Raw genomic sequence first — 18,643 nt, 5'->3', positions numbered from 1 at the left:
CCGGCCGGGTTTTTTCTTGGGTTCTGTCTTGGGTTTTGTCCTGTTTGACGCCCCCTATCGGGATGGCGAACGGCGCAATACCGCAATGCAGAATAAAATCATGGTCCGTTCCTTGATTTGACGGCGCTTGCCCGCCGTCCGACCCTCATGCTCGACCTCGCCCGCAAACGCATCGTCCTCGGCCTGACCGGGGGCATCGCCTGCTACAAAATCGCCGAGCTGGTGCGGCGCATGACCGAACAAGGCGCCACCGTCGATGTGGTGATGACCGAAGCGGCCACGCACTTCATCACCCCCGTCACCATGCAGGCTCTGTCGGGCCGCCCGGTGTTCGTCGATGCCTGGGACGCACGCGTGCCCAACAACATGGCGCACATCGACCTGACGCGCGGCGCCGACGCCGTGCTGATCGCCCCCGCCAGCACCGACTTCATGGCCAAGCTGGCGCACGGCATGGCCGACGACCTGCTGTCCACCCTGTGCGTGGCGCGCGCGTGCCCCCTGCTGGTGGCCCCCGCCATGAACCGCGAAATGTGGGCCAACCCGGCCACCCAGCGCAACGTGGCGCAGCTGCGCGCCGACGGCATCAGCGTGCTGGGTCCGTCCGCAGGCGAACAGGCCTGTGGCGAAACGGGCGACGGACGCATGCTGGAAGCGCATGAAATTCTGACCGACCTGATCGCCTTCTTCCAGCCCAAGCTGCTGGCCGGCCGCCACGTGCTGCTGACCGCCGGCCCCACGTCCGAGCCCGTGGACCCGGTGCGCGTGCTGAGCAACCGCTCGTCGGGCAAGACCGGCTATGCGCTGGCCCGCGCCGCGCGCGAAGCGGGCGCCCGCGTCACCCTCATCACCGGCGCCACCGCCCTGGCCGTGCCGCGCGGCGTTACCGCGCTGTCGGTCACCACCGCGCGCCAGATGCACGACGCCGTGATGGCCAGTGCCACCGACGCCGACATCTTCATTGCGGTCGCGGCAGTGGCCGACTGGCGCGTGAAGAACGTCAGCGCGCAAAAGCTCAAGAAAACCAGCGAAGGCGGCGGCGCGCCCCTGATGGAATTCGAACCCAACCCCGACATCCTGGCTGAAGTGGCCAAGCTGAAAGACGGCCCCTGGTGCGTGGGCTTTGCCGCCGAAACCGAAAAGCTGGCCGAGCACGCCGAGGCCAAGCGCGCACGCAAGGGCATTCCGCTGCTGGTCGGCAACCTGGCGCACAAGGTCATGGACGCCGACACCACCGAGCTGGTGCTGTTCGACGCCCAGGGCGCCCACCCGCTGCCGGCCGCCGACAAGCTCGATGCCGCCCGCCGCCTGATTGCCGAGATCGCCGCACGGCTGCCGACCTGAACGCTTGACACCGCACGGCGGGCCGCATCATTCCCGCCAGGAAAAAACGCCAGACGAACGTCTGGCGTTTTTGCTGGGCGCGGCAGATGCGGCGTACCTGTTGTGCGCCCCTGGGCTTATTGTGCAGCCTTGGGGTCGACGCCGGTGGTCTGCAACCGCGCCAGCGAGCCGTAGCGGCTTTGCAGCGTGCTCCATTCGGCCGCGTCGACGAACGTCATGGCGCCCTGGCCGAACAGCTTGGCAATTTCGATGCAGAAGCGCATGGCGACATCGGCATCCACGGCGTTGGTCACGCCCGTGGCGCAGCCCGGCACGGCGGTCTGTGCGGTCAGCGCCACGCCAACGACAGGCGCGTCGGTGGCGATGGTGGGCTGCATCAACGAGTTGACGTGCGAGAGGCCGTTTTCGTAGGGCGTGATGTCCTGCGTGGTGAGCGGCAGCGTCAGCGGCAGTTCGCCGCTGACCCAGCCCATGACGTCCAGCATGGTTTCCGGAATGCGCAGCAGGTAGCCCTGCTTGGCCACCGGCGTCAGCGCCACGCCGCGCTGGTTCACCAGGCGGTTGCCGCGCGTGGTGTCGACCGAAAGAATGGCGTCCATGCGCGGGTCCACTTCGTGCGACATCATTTCGCGCATGGGGAACGGCGACTTCATCATCGGCACCGGATGGTGCGGACGAGTGCCCGCGCGCGGGCAGATATGGGTGCGGATGCGCACGGTGCCGGGCAGGACGTCGCCCTGGCGCGCCATGGCCATCAGCTTGAGCGCGGCGGCAATCGCGACCACGGCGCCGTCGCTGTCGGACACCAGGCCGGTGACGGCCGGGCGCGCGCCGATGCCGCCCAGGCGGCCGATGATGCCCAACTGCGGCGCGGCGTCATCCGCGCCCGGGATGATGATGGACAGGAACTCGGTGGCCGCGCCGTCGCGTTCGAGCCGGGTCACGTCGACCTGGCAATTGCCGGCCGCGCGCAGGTGCTGCGCCACGGCTTCGCCCGTGATGTGGGCCGAGGACAGCAACTCGATGGTGTCGATGACTTGCTTCATGCGGGAATCTCCAGCGGACCGGGGCGGAACACGCGCGGCTCGGCCTGCCCCAGGAACAGCGGCGCGTCGTGCGGACCGATCAGCGCCACGGCCTGGCCACGCACGCGCAGCGCCGCGCCTTCCGGCAAGCCCAGCACCGGCATGGTCGGGTTCAGCGTGCAGAATTCGGCCAGGCGCTGCGCACGCGTTTCACCGCGGTGTCCGGGCGGGTGGGCGTTGGTGTAGTGGGGATTGATCTGGAACGACAGCAGGCCCAGCGCATCGAAACCTTCGGGGTCGGTGATGGGCATGTCGTTGGTGGTGCAGATGCTGGGGCACGCCATGTTCGAGCCTGCGCTCCAGCCGAGGTAGGCGGCGCCTTCGCGCACGCGGCGCGCCACCACGTCGAGCAGGCCCTGGCGGCGCAGCTGGCCCAGCAGGTTGAAGGTGTTGCCGCCGCCCACGATGATGACCGCGGCCTCTTCCAGCGCGGCCACGGGGTCGGCGGCGCGATGCAGGCCCTGGATGTCCAGGCCTGTGTCGGCCAGCGCCGAGACCACCAGCGAGGTGTAGTCGTCCCAGTTGCGGGTCACGCCCGCGAACGGCACGAATACGGCCTTGGCGCCGGCCGGCAGCGCTTCGATCAGTTCGCGGATGTCGGGCAAGGCATGCACCAGATAGCCGGCGTCGCTGCTGGAATTGCTGAGAAGCAGAAGGTTCATGAGACGGGTTCCTTGGAATCGGTAAGTCGGAGGCCGCGCGGGCGCGGCTAGGATGCGGGAATGTCGGTCAGGGGAAGCAGGCCGGGCATCAGCCCAGCCAGTAGGGATCGTTCAATTCGCGGCCCAATGCCGCGACCTGCTGCATCAGGGATTCGCGCAGGGCAGCCACCCGGGCGGCGTCGGCCTGGAACGACACGAACGACAGGCACAGGCCGCGCAGTTCGCCGGAGGCCGGATCGCGCACCGCCGCGGCCACGGCCCCGATGCCGGGCATGGCCTGGTCGATGGCGACGCCGTAATGGTCGGCACGGACTTGCGCGACGCGCTGGGCCAGTTCGCCCACGGTGACCGGGCAATCCTTGCCCTCGACCGGCAGGGGCGACGACGGGTCGGTGCCATACAGGGCGTCGAACTCGGGCTGGGTCAGCCGCGACAGCAGCGCGCGGCCCATCGCCGTGCCGGACGCGGCGCGCCGAGATCCCGGCGGCGCCAGCACTTGCACCGGCTGCGAGCCGTTCAAGCGCTGCAGCACCACGGTTTCGCGTTGATTCAGGGTCGACAGATAGGCGGTCAGGCCGCTGTCGCCGGACAGGCGCGCCAACACCTTGCGACAGGCCTCGTCCAGCGGCGTGGCACGTTGGCCGGCGCGCACCGCTTGGGTCAGCAAGACGCCCGGGCGATAGCGGCGCGTGGCGGCGTCCTGATCCAGCATGCCGTAGTGCTGCATCTGGTTCAGCAAGCGCGACGCCGTGCTCTTGGGCATGGACAGCCGCTGCGCCACATCGGTGAAGCTCAACTCGGCCACGCCGTCCGCATACAGCGACAGCACGCGTTGAACGCCGTCTAGAATACTCATGGATGTTCCATAAAACGGAACTGCTGTTCCTTAATAGCGAACAAGAATAATCCAGGGCGGCCAAAAACAAAAGCCCCTCGCGTACGACACAGAGGGGCCTTCGACACCAGACCGGCGGGTGCGATGCGCGCTAGGGCCTGTTAACACTAAAAGGAGCCTCGCACTGGCCCTAAGGCGCCGCCTTTTCCGCCCATTGCGCCAGCGGCAGCGGCGGCTGGGCGTGCAGGATGCGGGCCAGCACTAGTTTCAATTCAGCCCAACCGCCCCGCTCGCCCGGCCAACTGGACGGGGTGACCGCGCGCCAGGCGCCGTCGGGGCCGCGCTCGGCCATCTTGAAGCGGAAGTTGTAGTGGCCCGCCATGCCCATGCGCAGATCCGTCACCACCAGCGCGTCGCCCATCACGTCGTAGCGCAGCCAGTCGTCGGTGAACCAGCGCAGCCGCTCGTGCAGCGGCACGCCGGCCAGCGCCTGGCCCACATCCAGGTTGAGCGGCTGGCGCAGGGATTCCGGTGGGTCCCGATCAAACCAGCTACTGACCGCCTCGTAGTAGTGGCCATCGGGCGTCTTGGCGATCACGCGCCAGAGCAGCGTGTTCAGCGGCATGGGCATGGCCCGCAACTCGGTCACGGCGATGCCCTGCGCCTGCAACGCATCGCGCACCCGGTGCTCGGCAGCGATGCGGCCTGCCAAGCCGAAACCCAGGTAGGCCGTGCTGAACACCAGCGCCCCGGCCAGGAAGCGGCGGGCGTTGCGCGTCATGCCGACCGCCGCGGCGTACACCGCTGCCAGCAACAAGGGCACGGTATAGACGGGGTCGATGATGAAGATCGCCGACCAGCTTTCGGGAATGGACGGTATCGGCCAGAACAACTGCGTGCCATAGACGGTGAAGGCGTCCAGAAGGGGATGCGTCACCAACACCAGCCACAAGGTCAGGAACAGGCGCCTGCCGCTGTATTGCGCCTGGGGCCAATACTTGCGTATCAACCAGGTCAGCAGCGCCGCCAGTCCAGTCAGGACGAAGATCGAGTGCGAGAACCCGCGGTGGTAGGTCATCAGCGACACGGGGTCGGGATAGCGCATCAGCACGTCCAGATCGGGCACCGTCGCCAGCGCGGCGCCGTAGAACAGCGCCCGGCGCCCCTGCACACGCCCCAGCAGCGCCCCCTGTATGCCCGCGCCCAGCACGGCCTGTGTAACCGAATCCATAGAACTCCGACGATAGCCTTCCGGTGGACTGCCATTTTCACCCGCCGTCCACAACGCAGGCGTTAAGATACCCGATTGCATTCAGCTAATTTTCAACTTCGACCCCCATGGACCACTATATCGACAAGATCGGCCTGCTGATCGAGACCAACCAGGCCTGGGCCGGCCCGATCACCTTCCTGCTGACGCTGGGCGAATCGATGGTGCTGCTGGGCCTGTTCATCCCCGCCACCGCCCTCATGCTGCTGACCGGCGGCCTGATCGGCGCGGGCACGCTGGACCTCTGGAGCATCCTGGCCTGGGGCATCGCCGGCGCCATCGTGGGCGACGCGCTGTCGTACGCGCTGGGCCGCTGGGCCGGCCCGACCGTGCTGCGTCGCTGGCCGCTCAAGCAGCAGCGCACCGCGGTGGCCCGCGCGCGGCTGTTCTTCTACCGCTACGGCTTTGCCTCGGTGCTGATCGGCCGCTTCCTGGGCCCCATCCGCTCGACCATCCCGACGGTGGCCGGCGTGATGGGCATGGCCCACGGCCGTTTCCAGCTGGCCAACGTCGCGTCGGCCGTGCTGTGGATGCCGCTGATGCTGGCGCCGGGCTACATCACGGCGCGCAGCCTGGGCGCGGCCGAAAACGCGCAACAGATCGCCATGATGATCGGCGCGGGCTTCTCAGTGCTGCTAGGATTCGGGCTTCTGGTCGCGATGATGCGCAAACGCCGACAGCCGGCGCGAGCGCGCCGCGGCAATTAGGGCCGATCCGTCGTCATCAGGCCCAGCCCGGAGAACAGCATGGCAATAGATATGGAGCCGAAAAACGGCGACTTCGCGCGCTACGTCGAGAACCTGTCACGGGCCGGCGGCGCTTCGCCCGGCCGCGTGCCTGACAAGGCCGAAACGCGCCGCCAGGCCAGCACCCCGGCCGCCACGCCCTCGGCTCCGCCGAGCGGTTCCACCAAGGATTCGCTGTACGACCTGACCTGGGGCAAATCCGCGCCCCCGCCGCTGCAATCGCGCCGCGCCGAACCCGCGCCGCTGGTGGGCGTACCCGGCCAGGAAGACGCCGCCACAGTGTCGATGGCCAAGCGCGCGCGCCAGCGCAAGCTGGGCATCTTCCTGACCATCGCCGGTGCCATCGCCGGCTGGGCCGCGGTCAATATCGCGTTCAAGGCGCTGCGCTCGCCGCGCTTCGACCTGGACGAGCTGATGCCGGCGGTGTTCCTGGCGTTCTTCGCGTTCATGCTGTTCAAGGCCGCCAGCGGCGCCCGCGATCCGCGCAAGCAGCCGCTGGGCAAACTGCCGCCGCTCAAGACCACCTCGTACCGCAAGGACGGCTGAACGCGGACGGCGGCGCCTGGCCCCCCACGCAATGGTGCTAACATTTCCGCCGCCGTCGAAAGACCCCATGAATACCGGAGTGAAAGTGAACAACGTTGTCGGATTGAACCAGGCCCAGGCGGCCACGATGCTGAAGCTGCAAGGCGACTTGAACAGCATGATCAATCCGGACTGGATCAATGGCGGCGCCCGCTTCCTGCGCGCCGCCTTCGTCGAATCGGCCGAGGCGCTCGAGCACTACGGCTGGAAGTGGTGGAAAAAGCAGACCATCGATCTGCCCCAGGTGCAGATGGAACTGGTCGACATCCTGCATTTCTACCTGTCGCACACCATCGTGCAGGCCAAGGGCGACGTCGGTGCGGCCGCTGCCGCGCTGGTGGCCGACCTGGCCGGCCCGGCCTCGGTGACGCTGGATGGCAAGAGCTACGCGCTGGCCAGCCTGACCGTGCCGGAACTGCTGGAACTGATCGGCGGCCTGGCCGTCTGCGGCCGCGCCAGCTTCAAGCTGCTGGAACAGAGCATGACGGCCTGCGAGATGACCTGGAACGATGCCTATACCCAGTACGTGTCCAAGAACGTGCTGAACATCTTCCGCCAGCAACACGGCTACAAGGAAGGCACCTACATCAAGATCTGGAACGGCGAAGAAGACAACGTCGTGCTGGCCCGCCTGCTGTCGCAACACGATGCCTCGCAAGCCGGCTTTGCCGACCTGCTGCACCGCGATCTGGAAGCCGCCTACGCCAAGCTGTAAGGCTCGCGCTTCGCTGCAAGGCCACATGAAAAACGCCGCTTTGAAGCGGCGTTTTTCATGGTGGATCGGTCTGGGTGGCGGACTCGCGTACGTCGCCCGGCTCCGCTGCGGCGGCTAGCGCTGGCCGAAGCGCGTTTCGCCGAACAGTTCTTTCTGCTCGCGCGGCTGCGACCGCCAATATTGGCGCGGCGCACTGACCTGGCCGCCCAGTTGCGCGGCCGCATGCCACGGCCAGCGCGGGTCATACAGCATGCCGCGGGCCAGGGCCACCATGTCGGCCTGACCATTGGCCAGGATGTCCTCGGCCTGCTGGGCCTCGGTGATCAGGCCCACGGTGATGGTGGGCAGGCCGACCGTGCGCTTGATCGCGTCGGCGAACGGCACTTGGTAATTCGGCCCCACCGGAATCTTCTGCTGCGACGACACACCGCCGCTGGAGACGTCGATGAACTCGCCCCCTAGTTCCTTGATGCGCTGCGCGAAGGCCTGGGTCTGTTCCAGGTCCCAGCCGCCGTCGACCCAATCGGTCGCCGACACGCGCACGCCCAGCGCCACCGACGCCGGGGTCACCTCGCGCACCGCGCGGAAGACTTCCAGCGGAAAGCGCATGCGGTTTTCCAGCGAGCCGCCGTATTCGTCGTCGCGCTGGTTGGCCAGGGGAGACAGGAACTGGTGCAGCAGGTAGCCGTGGGCGGCATGCAGCTCGATCGCGTCGAAACCCAGGCGGATGGCGCGGCGGGCGCTGTCCACGAAGGCATCGCGCACCCGCGCCAGGCCGGCCGCGTCCAGCGCGCGCGGCGGCGGCTCGGACGCGTTGTGGGCAATCGCCGATGGCGCCCAGCCCTGCCAGCCGCCCTGCTCGGGCGGCACCAGCTGGCCGCCTTCCCAGGGCGCATGGCTGGACGCCTTGCGGCCCGCATGGCCCAATTGAATGCCCAGCTTGATCGGCGAATAGCGCCGCACCGCCTGCACCACCCGGCCCAGCGCGGCCTCGGTTTCGTCCGACCACAGCCCCAGGTCCCCCGGGGAAATACGGCCGTCCGCCTCGACCGCGGTCGCTTCGGTGAACAGCAGCGCCGCCCCCGACAGCGCCAGGTGGCCCAGGTGGATCATGTGCCAATCGGTGGCCCGGCCCTCGTCGGCCGAGTACTCGCACATGGGCGCGATGACGATGCGATTGACCAGGTCGACATTGCCGACTGACGTGGGACTGAACAGGTGACTCATGCGAAGAACTCCGGGCGATGGACGCGGATACACAGCATAGCGCCGCCCGGCGCGCGCCGCGGGAAATCCCAACGGGCGCAACAGGGTTAAACGGCGGGGGGTCTGACTGCGGGATACTGAGCATCAATGCCCTGGCCGCCCCGCGCGCTGGCGGACGATGCAGGCGGCGCGTGCCGCCTGCCGCCGGGCCGCGCTACTGGCCTTCGATGACGCTATCCAGGAACTGGCGGGTGCGCGCCTCTTTGGGCGCGCTGAACAGCGTCTGCGACTCGGCGTCCTCGACAATGTTGCCCTCGTCGAAAAACAGCGTGCGGTCGGAACTGCGTTCGGCGAATTTCATCTGGTGGGTGACGATGATCATCGTCATGCTGCGCCGGGCCGCCAGGTCGCGAAGGATCTGCAGGATGCCGCCCACCAGTTCCGGATCCAGCGCCGAGGTCACTTCGTCGAACAGCATGATCTCCGGGCACATGGCCAAGGCGCGGGCAATGCCGACGCGCTGCTTCTGCCCGCCCGACAACTGCGCCGGATAGACATCCAGCTTGTCGCCCAGGCCCACCATCTCCAGGTACTCCACGGCGCGCTCGCGGGCCTGGTCGCGCGACATGCCCAGCACGTGCAGCGGCGCCTCCATGGCGTTGCCCAGCGCGGTCATGTGCGGGAACAGGTTGAAGTGCTGGAACACCATGCCGATCTTGCCGCGCACGCGCCGCAGGTGGTCGGAATTGGGCCCGGCCGGACGGCCTTGCTCGTCGGTCCACATGGCCTGGCCGTCGATCTCGATATCGCCGCTGGTGGGCCGATCCAGCGTCATCAGGACGCGCAGCAGGGTCGACTTGCCCGAACCGGACGGGCCGATCACCGCGACGGTCTGGCCGGCCGGGATCTCCAGGTTGATGCCGCGCAGCACCTCGAGTTCGCCATAGCGTTTGTGCAGGTTCTTGATGGTGACGCTTGCGCTCATCGCTTTCCTCCGTATCGTTGCAGTCGGGCCTCCAGGCCACGCACGCCCCAGGCCGCGACCAGGCTGAGCACCAGGAACAGCACGCCGACCAGGGTCAGGGGCTCGGTGTAGCGGAAGGTGCTGGAGCCGATCATCTTGCTTTGCTGCAGCAGTTCCACCACGGTGATGGCGGACAGCAGCGGCGTGTCCTTGAACATGGCCACCAGGTAATTGCCCAGCGCCGGTACCACCGGCGGAATCGCCTGCGGCAGCACCACGCCGACGGCGGTGCGCCAGGGCGACATGTTCAGGGCGCGGGCGGCTTCCAGCTGGCCGCGCGGCACCGCCTCGATGCCGGCGCGGTAGACCTCGGCGCAATAGGTCGCGTAGTGCAGCCCCAGCGCCACGATGCCGGTCGCCAGCGGCGACATCTGCACCCCGGTCAGCGGCATCACGTAGAACAGGAAATACATCTGCACCAGCAGCGGCGTGCTGCGCACGAACTCGATCACGAATGCCGTGGGCAGCGACACAATCGCCAGGCGCGAGCGCCGCATCAGGGCCAGCGCCAGGCCCAGCGTCACGGCCACCAGCATGCCCAGCACGGTGGCCTGGATGGTGATGATCAGCGCCGAGCCCAGGGTGGGCAGGATTTCCAGTGCGAAGGACCAGTCGAATATCGGTTTCATCGGACGCGGACCCTCCGTTCAAGCAGCCGCACGCCGGCCGTGATCAAGAGCGCCACCGCGAAGTACATCAGCAGCATCAAGGTGAAGATCTCGGTGGTGCGCAGGGTTTCGCTGCGCAGCAGCTGGCCGCGGAAGGTCAAGTCGGTGATGGTGATCAGCGACACCAGCGCTGTGTTCTTGAGCAGTTCGATCAACAGGTTGCCGGCCGGCGGCAGCATGGCCGGAATGGCCTGCGGCACGACGATGCGGCGCATGATCTGGCCGCGGGTCAGGTTCAACGCCACGCCCGCCTCGCGCTGGCCCGGCGGCACGGCGCGGATTGCGCCGCGCACCACTTCCGCGCCGTAGGCGCCGGCATTCAGGGCCAGCACCACGATGCCCACCAGCATGGCCGGCAGTTGCACGCCGAACAGCGGCAGCACGAAATAGAACCAGAACAGTTGCACCAGGGCCGACGTGCCGCGAAAGACCTCGACATAGATCGAGGCCACCCAGCGCACCGGCCGCAGCGTCGACAGGCGTCCGATGCCGGCGGCCAGCGCCAGCGGCACGGCCAGCACCACGGCGCCCGCCATGATTTCCAGCGTCACCGCCAGCCCTTCGAGCAGCGGCGGCACCAGCTCGGCGATATGTTCGGAGATGAGCGGCATCGGCGCCTCCTATTGGCCGGCGCAGAGCTTGGCGGCCGTGACCCCATTGGGCAGTTCCTGCGGCGTGAAGCCGAACGGCGCCACCAGTTGCTTGTGCTCGTCGGTGCCGATGAACTTGGCCAGTTCGGCGTTGAAGGCGTCGGCAAAGGCCTTGTCGTCGGGGCGGAAGGCGTAGGCGCCGTAGCCGCGCACGCCCTTGCCATCGATCACCGGATCGGTGAACGGGTCGGCCTTTTCCAGGCCGCTGCCGGCATCGGTCTTGCCCATCAGGTCGTTGATGGTGAGAGCGGTGGCCGCATAGGCGTCGGCGCGGCCCGCCTGCACGCCGGACAGCGCACTGACCGCATCGGGAAACACCACCACCTGCCCGGGCGGCACCTTGACCTTGGAGGCGTACTCGCCTTCGATCGCGCCCACCACCACGCCCAGCTTGGCGTCGGGGTTCTTCACCACGTCTTCGTAGCTGTGCAGGTTCTTGGGGTTGCCCTGCTTGACCAGGAAAGCCTCGCCCACGCCATAGGTCGGGTCGGAAAACGCCACCTGGCCGCAGCGTTCGGGGGTCACGTACATGCCCGCCGCGATGATGTCGAAACGCTTGGCCTGCAACCCGGGAATCAGCGAGCCGAACTCGGTCAGCACGCCTTCGACCTCATTGATGCCCATGCGCTTGAGCACCACCCGCGCAATCTCGACCGACTCGCCCGTGACCTTGGCCTCTTTGCTGTCCATGAAGGCAAACGGGGCCTCATTGGCATAGCCGATGCGGATCTTGCCGGCCGCCTTGGCGGCTTCCAGCGTGTTGGCGGCCGCGGGCGCCTTGCCGGCCGCGGTCTTGTCGCCGCCGGAGTCCGAGCAGGCGGCCAACAAGCCCAGGCTCAGGGCCAGCAGCAGGCGGCGGGTGGTTTGCAGGGTCATGGTCTTTTTCTCCCGAATTTATTTCTAGGTACATGGCTTCGCTAAAAATGATACGACATTAAATCATTTCACCTCTAATGATATGAACGAAAAAAAGCAGGCCGAAGCCTGCTTTTCCCGTGCGCTGCCCTATGACAGGTTAGAACACGTTACGAAGGGTAGACGACTATGTCGTCCCCATTTTTTGCCCCCCGTTTTTACCGATGGGGCCCCTATTGCGCGTACGAGAACTTGCCGTCGCGCACGACGCCCATGACGCGGGCGCGCTCGTCAAAGCCCTGGTGATTGTCTTTCGAGATATTGAGCACGCCATTGGGCACGATCAGGTCACGGGTGTTTTCCAGGGCATCGCGCAGGGCCGCGCGGAATTCCGGCGTGCCGGGCTTGGCGCCGGTCTTGAGGGCGCGCGCCACGGCGGAATCCAGCAGCATCCAGGCGCCGTAGGCATCACCGGCGAACTGGGTCAGCGTGTTGGCGCCGTACTGGCGTTCGTATTGGTCGGCAAAGGCCACGGCCACCTTCTTGACCGGGTTCGAATCCGGCAGCTCGCGCGCCACCACGCCCGGGCCGGTGGGGAACAGCGTGCCTTCGACGTCCTTGCCGCCGACCTGCAGGAATTCGAGCGTGCCGATGCCGTGGGTCTGGTAGATGGTGCCGGTGTAGCCGCGTTCAAGCAGCGTCTTCTGCGGCAGGGCCGACGGCGTGCCGGCGCCCGCGATCAGCACGGCATCGGGCTTGGCGGCAATGACCTTGAGCACCTGCCCCACCACCGACGCGTCGGTGCGCTGGAAGCGTTCTTGCGCCACGATCTTCAGGTCGGAGCCGGCGGCGGCCGAGAATTCCTTCCACCAGCTGTCGCCGTAGGAATCGGCAAAGCCGATGAAGGCCACGTTCTTCAGGCCTTTCTTTTTCATGTCGTCGACCAGCACCGTCGCCATCAGCGAATCGTTCTGGGGCATCTTGAAGGCCCAGGCGCGCTTGGGGTCGGACAACGGCTCGACGATGACGCTGGACGCGGCCAGCGCGATCATCGGCGTGCGCGTTTCGGCCAGCACGTCCAGCGCAGCCAGGGCCGCGGCGGTGGTGTTGGGCCCGACGATGGCGTCGACCTTGTCTTCGGACGTGAGCTTGCGCAGGTTCTTGACGGCCCGGCTGACGTCGGTGCCGTCGTCCAGCACCACGTAGCGCGCCGGCTGGCCGCCCAGCGTGGCCGGCCACAGGCGGATCGCGTTGTTGGTCTGGATGCCGATCGCCGCGGCCGGGCCGGTGGTGGACACGTCCACACCGATGACGATGTCGGCACGGGCAGACAAGGCGGGGACGACCAGCGCGACCGCGCAGGCGTAACGGAGAAAAGTGCGGGACATGACGGCAACTCGCGGAAAGGAAGAAATGCGGATGCCGCTATTTTGCCTGACCGGCGCGGGCCTCGTAGACCAGCGCGGCCAGCGTCAGGTCTTCGAGGGCGCTGCCCACCGCCTTGAACACGGTGATTTCGCGCGCATCGGTGCGGCCCGGGGCGCGGCCCTGCACCAGGTCGGTGAGCGTGCCGCGAATGCCTTCCCGCGTCAGCACGCCGGCCTGGAATGCGGCCAGCAGATCGCCGGCCTTGGTGGGGGCTTCGTCGGTATCCACGTAGACCGTCGTGCCGTCAAAGCAGGCGGTGTCGGTTTCGATCATGTCGGGCTTGAAGCTGCCGATCAGGTCAAGGTGGGTCCCCGGGCGCAGCCAGGCGCCGCGTACCAGCGGTTCGGTGGACAGCGTGGCGCAGCTGACGATGTCGGACTGGCGCACGGCCTGTTCGAGGTCTGGCGTGCTGGTGGCATCGAAGCCCTGTTCGCGCAGCGCGGCCGCCAGCGCGTCGGCGCCAGCCGGACGCAGGTTCCAGACCAGCACCTTGTCGATGGGGCGCACGGTGCGCATGGCCTGGGCCACCAGCCCGGCGATGCGGCCGGAGCCGACGATGGTGAGCACCCGGGCATCGGGGCGGGCCAGGTACGAGGCGCCCAGCGCGGCGGCACCGGCGGTGCGGAACACCGTGACCTGATCGCCGTCGACCTGCGCCAGCGGCACGCCGGTGCGCGCGCTGTACAGGTTGTAGGTGGCGTGCAGCCCAGGCAACGACTGGCGCGTGTTTTCGGGAAAGATGTTGATGACCTTGACGCCGAAATAGCCCTGTTCGTTCCAGGCCGGCATGATCAGCGTGGTGCCGTGCGCACCGCCGGATTCAATGGCATGCACATGGCGCGGCGGCACGTGGGCGCCTTGGCGAAAGGCCTCGCGCAAAGCCGGAATCGCCGCGTCGAACGACAATGCGCGGCGGGTTTGTTCGGTGTCGATCACTACCATCTGTATCCAATGCCTGTTCGGGTTGAGCCAGGGCGAAGTGTGACGGCGCCATGCCCCGCTGGCAAGGCGTAGCGACCGCAATCGTTACATCGGCTTGCCGTTGCGTGGCGCTGTTTTGGGCACCCGCGCCGCGCCGCCGCCGTATCATGACCCATGCCCTTTCGGCATTGCGCGGCGCCGCCCCAACGGCCCGCCTCCCCCCACCGGACGCGTCCGCGACGGGCGCGTTCCCCTCTACAGGAGTCAACGCATGAAGAAAACCGCAACCGCCGCCTGGTCGGGCGATCTGAAGACGGGCAAGGGCACGATTTCCACGCAGAGCGGCGCGCTCAAGAGCCAGCCCTACGGCTTCAATACCCGCTTTGGCGACACCCCGGGCACCAACCCCGAAGAACTGCTGGGCGCCGCCCACGCCGGCTGCTTCACCATGGCGCTGTCCAACATCCTGGGCGAAGCCGGCCTCGTGGCGCAAAGCCTGGACACCAAGGCCGAGGTCACGCTGGACAAGGCCGACGACGGCTTTGCCATTACCGCCGTGCACCTGACCGTCGAAGCCGTCATTCCCGGCGCGTCGGCCCAGGCGTTTGAAGACGCTGCCCGCAAGGCTGAAAAAGGCTGCCCCGTTTCCAAGGTGCTGAACGCCAAGATCACCATGGACGCCAAGCTCAAGTCCTGACCGGCCCGCCAGGCCGAGATGGGGCGGCGCCATTGGGCTGCCCTATCCCGGGCTTGCTGAAAATCAATTTGACGGTCATGCCCGAGTTATGGAAAATGAGAACCATTCTCAGGAAAAATCATGACCCGATTCATTTATGCGATCTCTGGCGGCAAGGCGGCGTACGCACAAGACGCCCAGGTGACGGCCAACCTGCGCCGGGTGGTCGGGTCGGGCATCCTGGTGGCCGTGGGCTACATCGATCCGGGCAACTGGGCCACCGACATCGCCGGTGGCAGCGGCTTCGGCTACGGCTTGCTGCTGGTGGTCATCGCCTCGGCCATCCTGGCGCTGGGATTCCAGGTGCTGGTGTCGCGCCTGGCGCTGGCCACGGGCGAAGACCTGGCCACGCTCACCGCCCGCCATCTTTCCCCGCGCATGTCCAAGGCTGCCTGGCTGGCCGGCGAAGCCGCCATCCTGGCTACCGCGCTGGCCGAACTGATCGGCGGCGCCATCGCGCTGCGCCTGCTGTTCAACCTGCCGCTGATCGGCGGCGTGGCCGTCACGGGTGTGGGCACGTTTGCCGTGCTGGCCCTGACCCGCGGCAACGCCGATCGCCACGAGCGCGTCATCGCCGTGCTGCTGTCGATCGTCGCGGCCTCGTTCGTGTTCCTGCTGTTCAAGGCCAATCCGGCCTGGACGGAAGTGGCGCACGGCATCACCCAGACGGGCCAGGCGCTGCGCAACCCGCAAGGCTTCCTGATCGCGCTGGGCATCCTGGGCGCGACCCTGATGCCACACAACCTCTACCTGCATTCCGGCTCGCTGGCGCAACGCGCCCGGGCGCTGCCGGCCGACGCCCGCGACATGGCCATGCGGGTGGCGCGCAACGACACCGTGGTGTCGCTGGGCGTGGCTATGCTGATCAACTCGGCCATCATGATCGTCGCCGCAGCGTCCCTGTCGGGCTCGGGCATGATCGTTTCCAGCCTGGATGACGCCCACGCCGTCATCGGCCACACGTTGGGCATCGGCGCCGCCATCGTGTTCGCCGTGGCGCTTTACGCCGCCGGGCAAAGCTCGACCATCACCGGCGTGCTGGCCGGCCGCATCCTGTCGCAAGGCTTCCAGGTGCGCAGCAACTGGTCCGACCGCCGCCGCGCGCTGGCCACCCGGCTGATCGCGGGCGCGGCCGCCGTGGGCCTGTTGATCTTCACCGGCGGCCAGGATCCGGACGAACTGCTGGTGCTGAGCCAGGTCATCCTGAGCCTGGCCCTGCCCTTCGCCCTGGGTCCGCTGGTGCTGCTGGCCTGCCGCAAGAGCCTGATGGGCCGCCATGCGCTGCGCGGCGCGTGGGCCTGGGCCGCCGTCATCGCCACCGTCGGCATCGTGCTGCTGGACGGCTACCTGCTGGTCGACATGGTCGTGTGATCGCACGCCGCCTTCGGCCATAAAAAAACGCCAGCTTGCGCTGGCGTTTTTTCTGGGACCCTGCCTGGGGCGTCAGCGGCGGGCAGAGACGACCGGGTGCTGGCGGCGGCCGGCGTCCATGTCGTGCAGCACTTCACCGACGGCGCCGCCCATCTTGGCCAGGCGCAGCTTCAGCCGGCGCCAGCCCATGCGGGAGAACGGGCCGGACAGGGTTTCCGCCTTGATGGCCTCGCGGATCAGGGACCGCTCCAGCGCATCCGACATGCGGGCATTTTTCAACGCGGTATCGCTCATGATTCTCTCCTTGAGAAAGCGCGATGGGGAACAACACGACTTCATGTTAGATCCGCGTTTGCTGCGTCGCAATATAAATTACCTGACACTATTTCTGCCGTTGCGCAATGGGTACAAACACCACCATGATGGTGCACAGGCACCATATCTGGCACTATTTTTGTGCAGCGCAATAGGTGACGATCAGCCCTGCCGGCAGTCCACATGGGCGGCGATCAGCTTGTCGGCCATGTCGGCGACGCGCCCGGCCGGGCCGCCCTCGCCAAACAACTGACTGGAAACAAAGGCGCCTTCGATCAGCAGCAGCAGCCCATCGCCCAGCGCCTCGGGATCCGGCGCCCCCATTTCCGCCGCCATCGCGGTCAAGCGGCGCCGCAGTTCCACCTTGTGCTCGACGGCGACCACGCGCGCCGGATGGCCGGCTTCGGGGTACTCGACCGCGGCGTTGGTCAGGCCGCAGCCGCGGTAGCCGTTCTGCACCGCGCGCACGCTCAGGCCGGACAGATAGGCGCGCAACTGCGCCTGCGGATCCCCCGGATGGGCGTCGCAGGCCGCGTTGAAGCGCCCCCAGAACTCGGCGTCGTAGTCGCGCAGGTAGGCCGCGGCCAGCTCGTCCTTGGACGAGAAACTGCGGTACAGGCTGGGCTTGGTGACGCCGGCCTGATTGACGATGGCGTCCACCCCCACCGCCCGGATGCCGTCGCGGTAGAACATTTCGCGCGCGGTCTTGCGGATGCGGTCCGCCGCAAGCAACGGCTTTGCCGGGGAGGCTGCAACGGGCGCCTTGCCCGCTGCGTCGGATTTGTTGGCCATTCGGAGACTCCTTGCTGAGACCGGCGGACACGGCCCGCCGCCCTGAAAACAGGGTCGTCAAAAATAATGCTTGACGATGTTACTGACCGGTACGTACTATTCGCAAACCTTAATACGTACCGGTCAGTAACATGAGTATAGCCCAACCACCCATCCCCTTCCGCCGAGCCGGGCAAAAGTACGCCTTTGTCGTGGTGGCGGTGGTCTTCCTGGCCCTGCTGGTGTCGGCCGGCCTGCGCTCCTCGCCCAGTGTGCTGTTGGTGCCGCTGGAAGAGAATTTCGGCTGGAACCGCAGCACGACCTCGTTCGCCGCCGCCGTCGGTATCTTCCTGTACGGCTTGGTCGGCCCGTTCGCCGCGGCCGCAATGGAACGCTTCGGCCTGCGCCGCGTGCTGATCGTGTCGCTGTCGCTGATGGCCGCGTCTAGCGCGGTCAGCGCCTACATGACGCAGCCGTGGCACCTGCTGATGACCTGGGGCGTGTTCTCGGGCATCGGTTCGGGCGCCGTCGCCGTGGTCATGGGCGCTACCGTGGTCAATCGCTGGTTCACCAAGCATCGCGGCCTGATGATGGGCCTGCTCACCGCCAGCACCGCCACCGGCACGCTGATCTTCCTGCCGGTCCTGGCCGCACTGGCCTCGTCCGGTGACTGGACCCGGGTGGTGTGGACGGTCGCCGGCGCCGCCGCCGCACTGGTGCCGCTGGCCTGGTGGCTGGTGCCCGACCGCCCCGCCAGCGTCGGCCTGGTGCCGTTCGGCAGCGACCCGCATGCGCCGCCCGCCCCCGCCGCCCCGCGCACCGGCATGCTGGCCGCCACGTTTGGCGCCCTGGCCCGCGCCGCCAAGACCCGCACCTTCTGGTTCCTGTTCGCCACCTTCTTCATCTGCGGCTTCACCACCAACGGCCTGGTCGGCACGCACCTGATCGCGCTTTGCGGCGACCATGGCATGCCTGAAGTGCAAGCCGCCGGCCTGCTGGCGATCATGGGCATCTTCGATCTCTTCGGCACCACCGCGTCGGGCTGGCTCACGGACCGCTACGATCCGCGCAAGCTGCTGTTCGTGTACTACGCGCTGCGCGGGCTGGCGCTGATCTACCTGCCGTATTCCGACTTTTCGTTCTACAGCCTGGCGATTTTCGCGGTGTTCTTCGGCCTGGACTGGATCGCCACCGTGCCGCCCACGCTGCGCCTGGCCACCGAAGCCTTCGGTGACCGCGAGGCCCCCATCGTGTTCGGCTGGATCGTCGCCGGCCATCAACTGGGCGCGGCCAGCGCGGCCTGGATGGCGGGGCTGGTGCGCGAATCGCAAGGCAGCTACCTGATGGCCTTCGTTGCCGCAGGCGCCACCGGCCTGATTGCCGCCGTCATCGCCCTGCTGATCGGGCGTGAGCGGGTCGTGGCGCAACCCGCTTAAGGTAAAAAAAACCGGCTTGC

At 67.4% G+C, this 18,643-nt stretch carries 20 protein-coding genes; 7 read left to right on the top strand and 13 right to left on the bottom strand.

Features of this window, described 5'->3' with window-relative positions; genetic code table 11:
- Positions 1–147 precede the first annotated feature (147 nt).
- Positions 148–1,344: a bifunctional phosphopantothenoylcysteine decarboxylase/phosphopantothenate--cysteine ligase CoaBC gene (gene coaBC, locus U858_RS0103840; protein WP_025135873.1), complete on the top strand. Its 1,197-nt coding sequence runs from the start codon at positions 148–150 to the stop codon at positions 1,342–1,344.
- 116 nt (positions 1,345–1,460) lie between these two features.
- On the opposite strand, the gene U858_RS0103835 is transcribed toward coaBC, so the two are convergent.
- The 4 genes from U858_RS0103835 to U858_RS0103820 all read right to left on the bottom strand — a co-directional run bounded on the left by U858_RS0103835 (position 1,461) and on the right by U858_RS0103820 (position 5,157).
- On the bottom strand, positions 1,461–2,390 hold the full coding sequence (locus U858_RS0103835) for a DUF1177 family protein (protein ID WP_025135872.1): 930 nt from the start codon (positions 2,388–2,390) through the stop codon (positions 1,461–1,463).
- The gene (gene pepE, locus U858_RS0103830; RefSeq protein WP_025135871.1) at positions 2,387–3,091 is read right to left on the bottom strand and encodes a dipeptidase PepE; all 705 of its coding nucleotides are present in this window, start codon (positions 3,089–3,091) and stop codon (positions 2,387–2,389) included. The genes U858_RS0103835 and pepE overlap by 4 nt, the downstream gene beginning before the upstream one ends.
- An 88-nt stretch (positions 3,092–3,179) precedes the next feature.
- The gene (locus U858_RS0103825) at positions 3,180–3,947 is read right to left on the bottom strand and encodes an IclR family transcriptional regulator (protein WP_025135870.1); all 768 of its coding nucleotides are present in this window, start codon (positions 3,945–3,947) and stop codon (positions 3,180–3,182) included.
- A gap of 169 nt (positions 3,948–4,116) precedes the next feature.
- A complete protein-coding gene (locus tag U858_RS0103820) occupies positions 4,117–5,157 on the bottom strand; it encodes a metal-dependent hydrolase (protein WP_025135869.1) in 1,041 nt (346 codons plus the stop codon).
- Positions 5,158–5,264: 107 nt separating this feature from the next.
- On the opposite strand from U858_RS0103820, the gene U858_RS0103815 reads away from it, so the two are divergent.
- From U858_RS0103815 to U858_RS0103805, 3 genes are all read left to right on the top strand, one after another.
- Positions 5,265–5,903 (top strand): DedA family protein, encoded by a 639-nt coding sequence (locus U858_RS0103815; RefSeq protein WP_025135868.1) that lies wholly within the window; start codon positions 5,265–5,267, stop codon positions 5,901–5,903.
- A 39-nt stretch (positions 5,904–5,942) separates the two neighbouring features.
- Positions 5,943–6,488 carry a hypothetical protein gene (locus U858_RS0103810; protein WP_025135867.1) on the top strand — a complete coding sequence of 182 codons (546 nt, stop codon included), beginning with the start codon at positions 5,943–5,945 and terminating at the stop codon, positions 6,486–6,488.
- A gap of 67 nt (positions 6,489–6,555) precedes the next feature.
- Positions 6,556–7,242 carry a dUTPase gene (locus U858_RS0103805; protein ID WP_175191934.1) on the top strand — a complete coding sequence of 229 codons (687 nt, stop codon included), beginning with the start codon at positions 6,556–6,558 and terminating at the stop codon, positions 7,240–7,242.
- A gap of 114 nt (positions 7,243–7,356) precedes the next feature.
- Here the strand turns inward: U858_RS0103805 and U858_RS0103800 are convergent, their stop codons facing one another.
- The 7 genes from U858_RS0103800 to U858_RS0103770 form a co-directional block, all read right to left on the bottom strand.
- A complete protein-coding gene (locus U858_RS0103800; RefSeq protein ID WP_025135865.1) occupies positions 7,357–8,469 on the bottom strand; it encodes an NADH:flavin oxidoreductase/NADH oxidase in 1,113 nt (370 codons plus the stop codon).
- A 193-nt stretch (positions 8,470–8,662) separates the two neighbouring features.
- Positions 8,663–9,433, bottom strand: coding sequence for an ectoine/hydroxyectoine ABC transporter ATP-binding protein EhuA (gene ehuA, locus U858_RS0103795; RefSeq protein ID WP_025135864.1), 771 nt, complete (start codon positions 9,431–9,433; stop codon positions 8,663–8,665).
- Complete coding sequence (ehuD, locus tag U858_RS0103790) at positions 9,430–10,101, bottom strand: ectoine/hydroxyectoine ABC transporter permease subunit EhuD (RefSeq protein WP_025135863.1); 672 nt, start codon at positions 10,099–10,101, stop codon at positions 9,430–9,432. Before ehuD ends, ehuA begins: the two co-directional genes overlap by 4 nt.
- Positions 10,098–10,751, bottom strand: a complete 654-nt coding sequence (gene ehuC / locus U858_RS0103785; RefSeq protein ID WP_025135862.1) for an ectoine/hydroxyectoine ABC transporter permease subunit EhuC — start codon at positions 10,749–10,751, stop codon at positions 10,098–10,100. Before ehuC ends, ehuD begins: the two co-directional genes overlap by 4 nt.
- 9 nt (positions 10,752–10,760) lie before the next feature.
- Complete coding sequence (gene ehuB / locus U858_RS0103780; RefSeq protein WP_025135861.1) at positions 10,761–11,666, bottom strand: ectoine/hydroxyectoine ABC transporter substrate-binding protein EhuB; 906 nt, start codon at positions 11,664–11,666, stop codon at positions 10,761–10,763.
- Positions 11,667–11,878: 212 nt separating this feature from the next.
- Positions 11,879–13,033 (bottom strand): ABC transporter substrate-binding protein, encoded by a 1,155-nt coding sequence (locus U858_RS0103775; protein ID WP_025135860.1) that lies wholly within the window; start codon positions 13,031–13,033, stop codon positions 11,879–11,881.
- Between the two features lie 37 nt (positions 13,034–13,070).
- On the bottom strand, positions 13,071–14,015 hold the full coding sequence (locus tag U858_RS0103770; protein WP_025135859.1) for an ornithine cyclodeaminase family protein: 945 nt from the start codon (positions 14,013–14,015) through the stop codon (positions 13,071–13,073).
- Positions 14,016–14,265: 250 nt separating this feature from the next.
- Here U858_RS0103770 and U858_RS0103765 point away from each other — a divergent pair, with 250 nt between their 5' ends.
- Positions 14,266–14,691, top strand: a complete 426-nt coding sequence (locus U858_RS0103765; RefSeq protein ID WP_025135858.1) for an OsmC family protein — start codon at positions 14,266–14,268, stop codon at positions 14,689–14,691.
- 120 nt (positions 14,692–14,811) lie between these two features.
- Positions 14,812–16,101, top strand: a complete 1,290-nt coding sequence (locus U858_RS0103760) for an Nramp family divalent metal transporter (RefSeq protein WP_025135857.1) — start codon at positions 14,812–14,814, stop codon at positions 16,099–16,101.
- Positions 16,102–16,173: 72 nt separating this feature from the next.
- Here the strand turns inward: U858_RS0103760 and U858_RS0103755 are convergent, their stop codons facing one another.
- Positions 16,174–16,395, bottom strand: a complete 222-nt coding sequence (locus tag U858_RS0103755; protein WP_025135856.1) for a hypothetical protein — start codon at positions 16,393–16,395, stop codon at positions 16,174–16,176.
- Positions 16,396–16,578: 183 nt separating this feature from the next.
- Positions 16,579–17,208, bottom strand: coding sequence for a TetR/AcrR family transcriptional regulator (locus U858_RS0103750; RefSeq protein ID WP_025135855.1), 630 nt, complete (start codon positions 17,206–17,208; stop codon positions 16,579–16,581).
- Between the two features lie 131 nt (positions 17,209–17,339).
- Here U858_RS0103750 and U858_RS0103745 point away from each other — a divergent pair, with 131 nt between their 5' ends.
- The gene (locus U858_RS0103745; RefSeq protein WP_025135854.1) at positions 17,340–18,623 is read left to right on the top strand and encodes an MFS transporter; all 1,284 of its coding nucleotides are present in this window, start codon (positions 17,340–17,342) and stop codon (positions 18,621–18,623) included.
- Positions 18,624–18,643 lie beyond the last annotated feature (20 nt).

It is taken from the genome of Achromobacter sp. DH1f, assembly GCF_000633435.1.
GTDB classification, from domain to species: Bacteria; Pseudomonadota; Gammaproteobacteria; order Burkholderiales; family Burkholderiaceae_B; genus Achromobacter; species Achromobacter deleyi.
The sequence above is the reverse complement of the archived record's forward strand: the minus strand, read 5'-3'. Positions and strand labels throughout refer to the sequence as shown.

Coding starts and splice junctions, on each gene's coding strand:
- ehuA (WP_025135864.1), bottom strand. CDS start 9,433: ATGAGCGCAAGCGTCACCATCAAGAACCTGCACAAACGCTATGGCGAA.
- U858_RS0103810 (WP_025135867.1), top strand. CDS start 5,943: ATGGCAATAGATATGGAGCCGAAAAACGGCGACTTCGCGCGCTACGTC.
- pepE (WP_025135871.1), bottom strand. CDS start 3,091: ATGAACCTTCTGCTTCTCAGCAATTCCAGCAGCGACGCCGGCTATCTG.
- U858_RS0103760 (WP_025135857.1), top strand. CDS start 14,812: ATGACCCGATTCATTTATGCGATCTCTGGCGGCAAGGCGGCGTACGCA.
- ehuC (WP_025135862.1), bottom strand. CDS start 10,751: ATGCCGCTCATCTCCGAACATATCGCCGAGCTGGTGCCGCCGCTGCTC.
- U858_RS0103805 (WP_175191934.1), top strand. CDS start 6,556: ATGAATACCGGAGTGAAAGTGAACAACGTTGTCGGATTGAACCAGGCC.
- U858_RS0103765 (WP_025135858.1), top strand. CDS start 14,266: ATGAAGAAAACCGCAACCGCCGCCTGGTCGGGCGATCTGAAGACGGGC.
- U858_RS0103755 (WP_025135856.1), bottom strand. CDS start 16,395: ATGAGCGATACCGCGTTGAAAAATGCCCGCATGTCGGATGCGCTGGAG.
- U858_RS0103800 (WP_025135865.1), bottom strand. CDS start 8,469: ATGAGTCACCTGTTCAGTCCCACGTCAGTCGGCAATGTCGACCTGGTC.
- U858_RS0103775 (WP_025135860.1), bottom strand. CDS start 13,033: ATGTCCCGCACTTTTCTCCGTTACGCCTGCGCGGTCGCGCTGGTCGTC.
- U858_RS0103815 (WP_025135868.1), top strand. CDS start 5,265: ATGGACCACTATATCGACAAGATCGGCCTGCTGATCGAGACCAACCAG.
- U858_RS0103835 (WP_025135872.1), bottom strand. CDS start 2,390: ATGAAGCAAGTCATCGACACCATCGAGTTGCTGTCCTCGGCCCACATC.
- U858_RS0103745 (WP_025135854.1), top strand. CDS start 17,340: ATGAGTATAGCCCAACCACCCATCCCCTTCCGCCGAGCCGGGCAAAAG.
- U858_RS0103825 (WP_025135870.1), bottom strand. CDS start 3,947: ATGAGTATTCTAGACGGCGTTCAACGCGTGCTGTCGCTGTATGCGGAC.
- ehuB (WP_025135861.1), bottom strand. CDS start 11,666: ATGACCCTGCAAACCACCCGCCGCCTGCTGCTGGCCCTGAGCCTGGGC.
- U858_RS0103770 (WP_025135859.1), bottom strand. CDS start 14,015: ATGGTAGTGATCGACACCGAACAAACCCGCCGCGCATTGTCGTTCGAC.
- coaBC (WP_025135873.1), top strand. CDS start 148: ATGCTCGACCTCGCCCGCAAACGCATCGTCCTCGGCCTGACCGGGGGC.
- U858_RS0103750 (WP_025135855.1), bottom strand. CDS start 17,208: ATGGCCAACAAATCCGACGCAGCGGGCAAGGCGCCCGTTGCAGCCTCC.
- U858_RS0103820 (WP_025135869.1), bottom strand. CDS start 5,157: ATGGATTCGGTTACACAGGCCGTGCTGGGCGCGGGCATACAGGGGGCG.
- ehuD (WP_025135863.1), bottom strand. CDS start 10,101: ATGAAACCGATATTCGACTGGTCCTTCGCACTGGAAATCCTGCCCACC.